Origin of the sequence: Microcoleus sp. B3-A4 (assembly GCF_036705385.1) — a bacterium.
Taxonomy (GTDB): Bacteria; Cyanobacteriota; Cyanobacteriia; order Cyanobacteriales; family Microcoleaceae; genus Microcoleus.
Window position 1 is genome coordinate 132,971 of the sequence record NZ_JAUBUI010000004.1, and the last position, 10,732, is coordinate 143,702.

Genomic DNA, 10,732 nt, shown 5'->3' on the forward strand with positions numbered 1-10,732 from the left:
ACGCTATAGACCAAACTGCTATGCCCGGAAAGGGTTTTGAGTTCTTTTTGGGTTTGCAGGTTCCACAGTTTGATAGTCTTGTCATGGCTAGCTGAAGCCAAAGTTTTGCCATCCGGACTAAAGGCGACGCTTATGACCATACGGCTATGCCCTTCCAAACTATTGTGTTCTTTTACTTCGGAAAATGCTTGTTGCAGCACCCCTATTACTTGTCCTTTAATATCTTTTGTCGTTTCGGCTGAAGCATCAAGTTTTTTGAATGTTTGCCCTGCCTGCAAGGCTTCCAATAGGGATTTAAAGGTCTGTCCGGAACTCAATGATTGAGTGGAAAAAGCCGTTTCCTGGATGGCATTGGCTAAAGTTTGGGCTTGAGTGACTTGCTGGTTAGCTTGAGTGACTTGCTGGTTAGCTTGAGTGACTTGCTGGTTAGCTTGAGTGACTTGCTTCCAGGTAAAAAAAGATGCTCCAAACGCCACTAACAAAGCCACCCCAGCTACAACGGAAGTCACAGTCCTAATTTTTAGTGCTTTTTTCTGGGCTTGAGTGAGGGTCTGATTTGCTTCTGTCAAAAGTTTATTGGCTTGTCTTTGGGCTTCTAAATCTCGTTCAACTTCTCGTTGTTGTAATTCCCGACTGGCATTTAAAAACTGATAATCTAAATCGCTTAAGCTTTTACCTGCCGCCCAAGCTTGAGCATCTTGCAAAGCCTGACCCCGCAACAGTCGCGATTCATCTTGGCAATCTGAATCTTCCCAAGCGTTAAAAGTTTCACTGTAGGGGCGGAGATTTGCTAATTGTTTTTCTACCCAATCAGCAGTAAAAACAGATTGATAAATTCGGTTATAAACTTTAAGTTTACCAGATTGCTTAACTACCAAACCTGTTAAGCGGAGTTCCATTTGTTCAGGAGTATTATCAGCGGCTATCTGATTTTGTTGTAAAATTTGCTGATAGATACCCAGCAACCGACTGGCACGTTGTTTGCTGCGTAAAATCCGGTCTCTAATCGTCTTTAAATGCTCTGGCTCATCCTGTCCTTCCCAATTCTCAATCACCTTTTTTTGTCCTAAAGTCGCAACCCAATCTGGGGAATATTCGAGCTTTAATTTTTGATTTTCGGTTAATTCTGAATTCAAATAGTTTTTGAGCAATTTACAAACTTTTTGCGTTAAAAATGGCTGTCCCCCAGTCCAAGATAATATCGCTTCTAACAACGCTTGAGAATTTTCTGCTTGAGTTCCTAGTCCTACTGCCAAAGGTTGTGCTTCTGCTAATTGAAAACCCGTTAACTCAATGGCACGACCAATATTAAACGGAGTGCGAAGCTGATTGCTTATCAAATCGGAAGGCGTTGCTACCCCAATCAAAGCAAAGGTTAAACGGCTATATTCAGGCTTGTCTGCCCGCTGGTTAAAACAATCACGAATTACTGCAAAAAAATCATCAATATTAAATGGTAAAGCCAATACGCTGTCAATTTCATCAACAAAAATCACGATAGATTTATCAAGAAATTCCAGCAATACCTCTGCGATAAACTTGCTGAAACGTTGGACAGGAGACACCAGTTCGTGACTCGTCCACCATTCATAAGAATCGAAATTATTGTAGAGTTCAAAACTATTCACCAGCGAGTCAATGATTCCAAAATACCACTCTTTAGGAGTAATATTTGCAGTACCAATTGCTGTAATATCAACGGCAGCACAGGCAAATCCCTCCTGCTGCAATCTAGCCATTGTTTGCACCCGCAAGCTAGATTTACCCATCTGCCGCGAGTTGAGAACGTAACAAAATTCTCCGGCTTTTAATCCGTCATAAAAATCTCGGTCAGCTTGTCTCCTAACATAGGTTGGTGCATCTACAGGTAGGCTACCACCTACTTGATATTCGTAATGTAAATCAGGTTTGTCATTCATTAATGAACTCCCAAGCGATCTTTAAAATAAAGGCGGTAGAGATTGCACAGAGGAATTACATCATTACCCCGCAGTTTCACCAAACCCAGACTGCGAAGTTTAAACGCTAGATTTGCTTCTAATCGTACCGGATGGGAACTAGCAATTACTTGTTTCATTGCTGCTTCCAAATTAGGATCGGCGGTGAGGTTAAATAAATGGCGACGTAAATGATCGCCATAAATTCCTTCTTCTGTAGGTGCCATCTGTAAAAATTGTTTGAGGTTCAAAGAACCGCGAGCAATTTCATAGAGGGCTTTTCTTAACAGGTAAGGATGCCCGTCTACCATTCCTATTAGTTGTTCTATTTCACTTGCCGAGCAATTCACTTGATGTTTTTGTACCAATTCATTAATTTGTTGATGGTTGAATTCCGGCAATTCAATTGGTAAACCGACATTAAACGGCGATTGGTTGATATTGAGGGGAATATAAACTTCTTTGGAATGGGAGATGACTAAACGCAGTTTTTTCCAAGCTGGTTCGTTTTTCCCTTTTTCATGCCACGCCCGCAGTAAACCAAAGAATTCCTGGGCAACTTCGGGATGTTGAAACACTTGATCTACTTCATCTAATCCCAAAGTTAAGGGGGAAGTAATGGTGGCCAACAGATAGCGCTGAAAATAGTTGCCGCATTTTTGCTTGCTCCCCATGCCTTGTTTCCAGTAGTCTGCTACTCGATATTCAAAGTTTAATTCATTGGTGATGTCGCCACAGAACCACTGCAACAGCTCATCAATATTGGTAAGAAAACTTGCATCAGCAGATTGAAAGTTTAAATACGCAGTTTGATGTCCTTGTTCTCTTGCCTGGTGAAGAATGCGCTGTAATAAAGAGGTTTTTCCCATTTGACGGGGTGCTTTTACTCGGATCAAAGCTCCTGGTTTGAGTATGGTTTGGTAGCAGTCGGATTCGATGGGAGGACGATCGATATATAGCTGACAATCTAAGCTAACGGAACCTTCTGGGTTATCTAAATTGGAAATTGAAATGGCCGGTGAGGTGATGGATCGGGTATTTTCAACCGCAACAGGTGGATATTCAACATTCTCGCTCACTGCTGCATCTAAAGCCTCTCTCCCTTCCACTGTTGTCTCTACAGGAGAATCAGGCTTTGTCCTCAATACCGGCGTCAGTTCTTCAGAAATGCCGGCCATACTAATACTGGTACAACCCCATTCATAGGCGAATTCGACAGTTCTACCGGCACCCAATGCGTCATAAAATCCTACTGCGAATTCTCTGGCAGCATTATCACCGACGGCTTGGTTCATGCCAATCACATAAGGAATATGGGCAGCGATGGCTTTGGCTTGCACTTCTGAATAACAAGCGTTTAGTACCACACACTCTACTTGATCCTGAAACAGTTTAAAGAGGCCGGCTAATGCTTTTGCATTCACCAGCTTAATTTGTCCTGTGTCATCTTCAAGGGCTAACCCGCCTTCTCCTGCCCCATGTCCAGAAAAATGGACAATTTCTGGATTAAAATCTAAGACTGCTCGTTGCATTTCTCTGGGTGTCACCGCCCACTGTTGCTCCAGTTGAAATTTGTCACGCTTTTTAGAACGTTGCAACCCATCGGCAATTTCTTGAACCTCTTTACCTAAGCGCAGGGGCGTGGAGTTTTTGGGGTTAGCTGCCAAAAACAAGATGGTTTTTTTCTTTCTTGGGGAACTACTCATAAATGGGACTTTGACTAAAGGTGATTCGCTATTACTCCCTTTGGGCCCCAAGAATATCTAGTGAAGAGGACAAGGCTTTGCTGCGGGCTTTTATAGATATGGGATCGCGATCGCCCATACAAGATATTATTGTTTTTTCATGCCGATCTACTTACTAGATTAAGTTTACCAGCTCTACGGGAATATACTGTATCATGTCACGTAAATTAACCACAATTATTGTAGCGGCGGGTTCACGCGCGATCGGCAATATCAGCCATAACTCCCGTAAACCCGATTCTAGCGGGAACTTTTAAGCTCGAAAATCCCCCAAAGCTTTCAATGCAAATTGTGGCAAAGCTAACATCCTGCGCCACCGCCAAGGTTCTTGATAAAGCCGATACAACCATTCTAAATGATTGTCGCAAAACCACGCCGGCGCCCGGGTTTTTGTCCCCGCCCAAATATCAAAACTGCCACCAACTCCCACCCAAATCGAATTAGGACAAAGGTGTCTGTGTTCGGCAATCCAAAATTCTTGGCGTGGCACTCCCAAGCCTACAAAAATTAGTTTGGGCTGCATTTGTTTGAGGCTTTCACGGAAGCCTTTCTCTTCATCGGCAGAAAGATAACCGTGTTGAGAAGCAATGGACAATCCGTTAACTTTTTGCTGCCAAGTTTTGGCCGCCGCAGCCGCCACTCCTGGGGAACCTCCAAAGAAAAATAGTGGTTCCGAATCAGGCAATTTTCCGGCTTGTTGCAGCAGCGATTCTGCTAATTCAATCCCCGGATAGCGCTGTGCCGGTTTGCCACGCAGCCGCAAGTACAGCACCACTCCCGAACCGTCGGGAATCACCAGTTCCGCTTTGCGGATTACATCTGCTAAAGCTTGATTTTGCTCGGCTTGCATTGCCATTTCAGCATTCAGCGTCACGACGTGACTTCCTAACCCTTGATGCAGGCGCTCCATCAGCCAACCTGCATAATCATCTAATATGTGAACTGGTAGTCCCAGCACTGAAAATTGTGGGCGCGATCGATCCATATTTTTTTCTTTGAGGTTCCTACACACCTAGTTATTTAAATTAGCTTAGATTGGCGATCGATGCTAGACCAGTCTTGGACGCAAAAAACCCGGTTTGTGCCACACAGAGTCTGTTAAGTCATCCTTCCGTGGCCCAGAAACGGGGTTTTGGGTACGCGGCGTGCTAGTCTCTTGAGTTTTCGTGTAAAGTGCGATCGAGCATCAAGCCGGTAAGGGCCAAAAAACATAGTATCTGGTAGGCGCGGGTTTAGCTAAAAATCTATGATATAAGCCAGTTTATGAGTGTTCTCACCCGCGCTTCTATCTAATATTTATTTGTAACCGCCTGCTTAGTGTTCGATTTTTTTGACAGAGCCGTCGGCGTACCATTCCATTGGTACGAGCTCAATTTTACCATTAATTTTGACTGTAGAGTAGACAACTTTCACGAAAGGAACGCTGTTGTTATTGTGGTTGTGGGTAGACATGGCAATTACCTTTTTGTGTTTGCACAACTTGAAAAATGAGCTAATATCGGATATATTTAAAAGTCTATTCACCGCAAACCTGCTCGCATCAGGAAAAAGAAGGAAAACGAAATGGCGATCGCAACAACCCAGCGGCAAAGCAGGTTAGATTATTACTACCAGCAAATCAAAACCATCATCCTCAAGCGCCAGAACCCAATTACTGGTTTGTTGCCGGCGAGTACCGCCGTTAACGCTCACGGCGACTACACCGATGCCTGGGTGCGCGACAATGTGTACAGTATTCTCGCAGTTTGGGGTTTGGGTTTAGCTTATCGCAAAATTGATGGCGATCAGGGGAGAACATTTGAACTCGAACACAGCACAGTCAAACTGATGCGCGGCTTGCTGTTTGCGATGATGCAGCAATCGAGCAAAGTAGAACATTTTAAAAATACTCAGTCGCCGCTAGATGCCCTGCACGCTAAATACAATACTCAAACTGGAAGTATTGTTGTCGGTGATGACCAGTGGGGACATTTACAGTTAGACGCTACATCTATATTCTTATTAATTCTTGCTCAAATGACGGCTTCCGGGCTGCACGTAATTTTTACAATTGATGAAGTCAATTTCGTGCAAAATTTAGTTTACTACATCGGTAGAGCCTACCGCACGCCGGATTACGGAATTTGGGAAAGAGGTCATAAAATCAATCGCGGCAATGCAGAATTGAACGCCAGTTCAGTTGGCATGGCAAAAGCCGCCCTGGAAGCAATAAATGGGTTAGATTTGTTCGGAATTAAAGGTTCTCAAGCGTCAGTTATTCACGTTTTGCCAGACGAAATTGCCAGAAGTCGCATAACTCTGGAATCGCTTTTGCCTCGCGAATCTAGTTCAAAAGAAGTAGATGCCGCTTTATTAAGCGTGATTAGTTTTCCGGCTTTTGCTGTGGAAGATCGAGAATTAATAGAACGGACTCGAAATAAGATTATTGACAAATTGCAAGGAAAATACGGCTGCAAGCGGTTTCTGCGCGACGGACACCAAACAGTTTTGGAAGATGCCGATCGCCTGCACTACGAACCCACAGAATTAAGGCAGTTCGAGCACATTGAATGCGAGTGGCCGCTATTTTTCACTTATTTATTCTTGGACGGCATATTTCAGGGAAATCAAGCCCAAGTGCAGGAGTACCAGCAGCGTTTGGAATCTCTAGCAGTCGATCGCTCTGGTTTGCCGCTGCTACCCGAATTGTACTACGTCCCCGCCGAAAATATAGAAGCAGAAAAGCTAAATCCCCGCAGCCAGCAGCGCTTACCCAATGAAAATATTCCCCTCGTATGGGCGCAAAGTTTGTATTTTCTCGGTCAATTGCTGAACGAAGGATTAATCGCAGTTGGCGACATCGACCCGCTGGGAAGGCACCTCTCAGTGGGCCAACAGAGAGAACCTTTAGTGCAAATTGCACTGTTAGCTGAAGACGAAGATTTGCAAGCAGAATTAGCCGCTAACGGCATTGCCGCCCAAACCCCAAAACAGGTAGAACCAATTCAAGTCCGCCAGACTAAAGAATTATCAGCTATTTACACGCAAATTGGACGCAACGACCAATTAGGCTTAACCGGCCGCCCCGTGCGCCGTTTGCGGAGTTTAACAACTTCTCGGGTGTTTAAAATTCGCGAAGAGGCGATCGTATTTCTCCCCTCATTTTTGAACAGACAAGAGTTTTACTTAACTTTAGATTACCATTTTTTAGTAGCTCAAATCAAGAGCGAAATAGCTCACATTCACCGCCACTGGTATCAGTTGGGACGCCCTACGGTAACGCTGATGCTCACTCACACGATGCTGGAAACCGGCCGGGAAGCGTTGTTAGAATTAATGAAGGAATTCCGGGATGGACACTGTAACAACACGCCAGTTAAACTCGGAAATCTTAAGCAGTTAATGCTGACTGCCGGCACCGAAAGAATTGATCTCATGCACGATTTTGAATTTACCGAATCTCCGGTGACAGGTGCAGTAGAAACGCGCAGCTATCTAACTTACAATTCTGAAAAAACTTGGCCTTTAGGTCACACGCAAGAATTTAAATTAGAGTGTGAAACTAATACTCAATTCTTGCTAACTAGCCTGCGGAATTCAGAAAATTTGTACGAACAAATAGAGTTGCTGCACACCTTAGTTAGACTCAAAGGATTAAATTTTGATACAGGATTTGGAGGTGCCGAAGAAACAGTTACAGTTGTGGATTTGCTCAACGAAGTTTATACAAAAGCTGGAGAAAGTTCGCAATCAAAAATCCAATGGGCAGTCATCCGCCATGCCGCAGGTTTGCTGGACAAAGTTGATATTAGCTTGTCCGATGCGGTGACAGATATTTTGGTGCGGCAAAAACAAATTGCTGTGGGGAAAGCCTACAGCGAAGATTCGATAATTTCGCGACCAGGTTCTTACACGGAAGTGATGGACAAAATTCGCCAATTCTGCGGAGAAGATATTCGCGATCGAGTTCTCACCCAAGAAATTCTAATTTACCTCAGCGTCCTAATTAAAGCAGAACCCCACTTATTTAAAGGTCTGCTGACACTGAGAGTTAGCTACTTTATTCTGCTGTTAACCAGCGAATTAGCCCGCGAATTGGCAGTGACCCAAAATGAAGCTTACGAACATTTAATGCAGCTAAGTCCCTTTGAAATCAAAAATCGCCTGCGCCAAGTGTTGACAGAATACGAGGAAATGAATCAAATCCTCAAACAGCAAGAATCCCTGCGCGTCAAACAGCAGGAAAAAGATATTGAATGGGTAGTAGCGCCAGTTTCCGAAGAAACGCAAATGCTTGCGGGAGGATGGCGGCGGAAGCGGCAAATGGAAGGTGCAGTCAATCGCGTACCGAAGGATTTTTATCCGAGTGTTTGGGGACTGCTGCGGCACTGCAAAGGCTTGATAATTGGCGACAAATTAGAGCGGCGCAATCGGTTAGATAGCCATATTATATTATCGGAAATGACGCCGGGAGAAAAGAATTTCGCGCTACAAATCGAGCATTTGCTGAATAAGATTGTGGCGCCGGAATACCGACAAGTCAATATTGAGGCGCTGATGGAGTTGGCGGCGATCGCCCAGCGCAACCCCGAATTGCAAGTAGAAGAATACATCGTTTTAGATGTATTAGTCGGTCACGCAGTCCGGCTGAATTGGCAAGGAAAATACCCGGAAAGAGCCGGTAAATACGACGAAGATAAAGCGGCGGCTTGGCAAGCTTTTTACAATACTTCGCCTTACGTTTGCGCGAGTCACGTACTCGATGCTTTCCGGTTCTTGACGAAATTTGGATAGATTGAGTGCGACTGGTTAATACAAGCTACCACCTCGACGATAGTTCGGCGGTTGAAAGCGCAACTACACAAACTAAGTCCGCCTCTGCGGACTAAGAAATAAGGGAGATATTTAAGCTCGATCGGGATTATGCGAGATCCCTCAGAGAGCGAGCCATGGCTATTACAAAGCAGCTTACGCCCGCTCTGCACCTCCTTACCGTGCTACACATCACCCGCACCGCATTTTTTGTACGGTTGGCAACACCAGCGCTCCTTCCTGCGAGGCTGGCGCTGTGCAGAGTTCTGAGACTGGCTCATCATGGCGTTGTCACAGTATTGTCGGTTTCTAGGAATAGTTTTGTACGGTTTTCTTTACTGCCAGTTAATTCTGTCTTTCACGTTCATTCTGGTAAATACGACCAACTCAGTGGGGTTTTCCTGGCTGTTGCTCTTACTTAGAAAGCGGCATCATGATAACTGTAAGCAACGAGCTTCAACCCAAACTTTCGTTATAAAGTCTTACCAATCTTTGAGGTGACAGATTATGTTGATGCGCTATTGGCAACCATTCACAGAAATTGAAACGATCCGCCAGCAACTCGATAAAGTTTTTGACCAACGGGCAACAACGAAAGATAACTCACAAGCCACTTGGGTGCCCGCTGTGGAATTTGCTGATGCTGGGGACAACTTCGTATTAAAAGCGCAACTGCCTGGAATTGAACCCAAAGACATTGACGTTCAAGTCACTCGCGAAGCAATTTCTATCTCTGGCGAACGCCGCTACGAAAACACAGACGAAAAACCCGGCTACGTCCGCTCTGAATTCCGCTATGGCAAATTCCACCGCGTGCTTCCCTTGCCCGCACACATTCAAAACGACTCTGTGCAAGCTGAATACAAAGATGGCATTCTAACGCTAACCCTGCCCAAAGTGACTGAAGCTCGCAATAAAGTCGTCAAGATTAACTTGGGTCAAATTGCTGGAACTCCAGGGAATCCGGCCCGAGAACAGGCTAACCAATAACGATCGGCGTTTGGTGTAACGAATGGTGAACTCAGTACGCAGAAGGCTGCGCTTAATTGAGTGAGACAAATTTTACCAAATTGAGCCTGATTGGATTTACCTAACAACAACGGAATTGGAAAAACTCATACCGGGAGCTACAATTGCTCTCGGTATTTTTTATTTGGGAAAGCCTTAGAAAAGCTACCTATAGGTGTAGCGAATCTGGTTGACTACTTCGAGTGCAGATGTTGGATAATCGCAATAGTTGACACAAATATCTGCACCCGATTTGGCTAATTCAAGGGCGATGCCAGCACCAATTCCTTTCAAGCTACCTGTGACAAGTGCAATCTTATTGGCAAGCAGAGTTAGTATTGCAAAATACCGCTAATTCCACCTATTCTCCAAGTTTTGCCAACTATGCGATCGCTCTCCTTTCTATTTTAAATTTTGGAGCTATAGCGGTTCTCAATAAAATGAGGTACACACCGCTCGCAACTGATGCCCACGGAGGCCTATGCCCTATGCCCTATGCCCTATGCCCTATGCCCTATGCCCGCCAGAGCACCTCATGTTACTGAGAAAGGCTATACCATTTGCACAGTCGTATTGCCAGTCCAATTAACCTAAACTTTTGGCTGTAATTTTACACTGTAAACTGTGAATGCGTTCAAGGTCAATGAAAGCTACGGTCATTGCTTGAATTTTATCGTCAATTTTAACTATCAATTTTAACGCCCGCTAAAAAACAGCAATCCAACCGAGGGAGGCATATTTTGTTTCATACCCAAGGGCGTGAGCACATGGGACATTGGTAAGAGGGTGAGGGATTAACAGCCTGCGTCCACGTTTCGCTGTGCGGGTACACGCCCTGGTTTTTGGACAGCGTTTGGTGGTTGTGTGACCGCTAAAGAAATTAACCTGAACAGTGATGCCGTTAATTTAGAATTTGACACAAAGCATGACAGTTGGCGGTAAGCTCACTCTCATGCGTTTTCAAGTAACTCGCAGTCGCGATAGCTAGCCCTGTTTTTGCCCAATATCGTTGATAACGGTAAGGCAGGAATGTTTTGACGCGAGTACGATCGCCACCAACAGCCCAATTTTTGGGAAACTAAACCCAAACCAAAACCCCAACACGCCCGCCATGCCCAAACTTCCCGAATGCGTAGGCGTAAGCCGGGGCGGAGCCATCGCTGTCTCCTCGATCGCCCGCAACCCACACTTAATCTGTGCAGTTCATCCCACAGGCTCAGACACCGACACTTGCCCCGACTTTTGAGCAGA

General features: G+C 44.9%; 9 protein-coding genes. 3 read left to right on the forward strand and 6 right to left on the reverse strand.

The features are described from left to right. The 4 genes from QUB33_RS03725 to QUB33_RS03740 all read right to left on the reverse strand — a co-directional run. The coding region (locus QUB33_RS03725) for an AAA-like domain-containing protein (RefSeq protein WP_333347528.1) at positions 1 to 1,919 on the reverse strand (1,919 nt) is incomplete at its 3' end. Next, on the reverse strand, positions 1,919 to 3,643 hold the full coding sequence (locus QUB33_RS03730; RefSeq protein WP_333347412.1) for an AAA-like domain-containing protein: 1,725 nt from the start codon (positions 3,641 to 3,643) through the stop codon (positions 1,919 to 1,921). The genes QUB33_RS03725 and QUB33_RS03730, both read right to left, overlap by 1 nt. A 292-nt stretch (positions 3,644 to 3,935) precedes the next feature. Next, on the reverse strand, positions 3,936 to 4,667 hold the full coding sequence (locus QUB33_RS03735) for a WecB/TagA/CpsF family glycosyltransferase (protein WP_333347416.1): 732 nt from the start codon (positions 4,665 to 4,667) through the stop codon (positions 3,936 to 3,938). Between the two features lie 329 nt (positions 4,668 to 4,996). After that, positions 4,997 to 5,134 (reverse strand): hypothetical protein, encoded by a 138-nt coding sequence (locus QUB33_RS03740; RefSeq protein ID WP_015178876.1) that lies wholly within the window; start codon positions 5,132 to 5,134, stop codon positions 4,997 to 4,999. A gap of 111 nt (positions 5,135 to 5,245) precedes the next feature. On the opposite strand from QUB33_RS03740, the gene QUB33_RS03745 reads away from it, so the two are divergent. The 3 genes from QUB33_RS03745 (at position 5,246) to QUB33_RS03755 (ending at position 9,463) form a co-directional block, all read left to right on the forward strand. Further along, positions 5,246 to 8,455 carry a glycoside hydrolase family 15 protein gene (locus QUB33_RS03745; protein ID WP_333347420.1) on the forward strand — a complete coding sequence of 1,070 codons (3,210 nt, stop codon included), beginning with the start codon at positions 5,246 to 5,248 and terminating at the stop codon, positions 8,453 to 8,455. A 155-nt stretch (positions 8,456 to 8,610) separates the two neighbouring features. Continuing rightward, a complete protein-coding gene (locus tag QUB33_RS03750; RefSeq protein ID WP_333347423.1) occupies positions 8,611 to 8,895 on the forward strand; it encodes a hypothetical protein in 285 nt (94 codons plus the stop codon). Between the two features lie 85 nt (positions 8,896 to 8,980). Continuing rightward, on the forward strand, positions 8,981 to 9,463 hold the full coding sequence (locus QUB33_RS03755) for an Hsp20/alpha crystallin family protein (RefSeq protein ID WP_333347426.1): 483 nt from the start codon (positions 8,981 to 8,983) through the stop codon (positions 9,461 to 9,463). 183 nt (positions 9,464 to 9,646) lie between these two features. Here QUB33_RS03755 and QUB33_RS29630 read toward each other — a convergent pair whose 3' ends face one another. Both QUB33_RS29630 and QUB33_RS03760 read right to left on the reverse strand, forming a co-directional pair. After that, positions 9,647 to 9,820 carry an SDR family NAD(P)-dependent oxidoreductase gene (locus QUB33_RS29630; protein WP_445299502.1) on the reverse strand — a complete coding sequence of 58 codons (174 nt, stop codon included), beginning with the start codon at positions 9,818 to 9,820 and terminating at the stop codon, positions 9,647 to 9,649. Between the two features lie 645 nt (positions 9,821 to 10,465). Further along, complete coding sequence (locus QUB33_RS03760; RefSeq protein ID WP_333347429.1) at positions 10,466 to 10,639, reverse strand: hypothetical protein; 174 nt, start codon at positions 10,637 to 10,639, stop codon at positions 10,466 to 10,468. Positions 10,640 to 10,732: the final 93 nt, after the last annotated feature.

What these genes read in the sequence shown, in the direction of transcription:
- QUB33_RS03730 (WP_333347412.1), bottom strand. Translation starts at nt 3,643, where the DNA reads ATGAGTAGTTCCCCAAGAAAGAAAAAAACCATCTTGTTTTTGGCAGCT.
- QUB33_RS03735 (WP_333347416.1), bottom strand. Translation starts at nt 4,667, where the DNA reads ATGGATCGATCGCGCCCACAATTTTCAGTGCTGGGACTACCAGTTCAC.
- QUB33_RS03740 (WP_015178876.1), bottom strand. Translation starts at nt 5,134, where the DNA reads ATGTCTACCCACAACCACAATAACAACAGCGTTCCTTTCGTGAAAGTT.
- QUB33_RS03745 (WP_333347420.1), top strand. Translation starts at nt 5,246, where the DNA reads ATGGCGATCGCAACAACCCAGCGGCAAAGCAGGTTAGATTATTACTAC.
- QUB33_RS03750 (WP_333347423.1), top strand. Translation starts at nt 8,611, where the DNA reads ATGGCTATTACAAAGCAGCTTACGCCCGCTCTGCACCTCCTTACCGTG.
- QUB33_RS03755 (WP_333347426.1), top strand. Translation starts at nt 8,981, where the DNA reads ATGTTGATGCGCTATTGGCAACCATTCACAGAAATTGAAACGATCCGC.
- QUB33_RS03760 (WP_333347429.1), bottom strand. Translation starts at nt 10,639, where the DNA reads ATGGCTCCGCCCCGGCTTACGCCTACGCATTCGGGAAGTTTGGGCATG.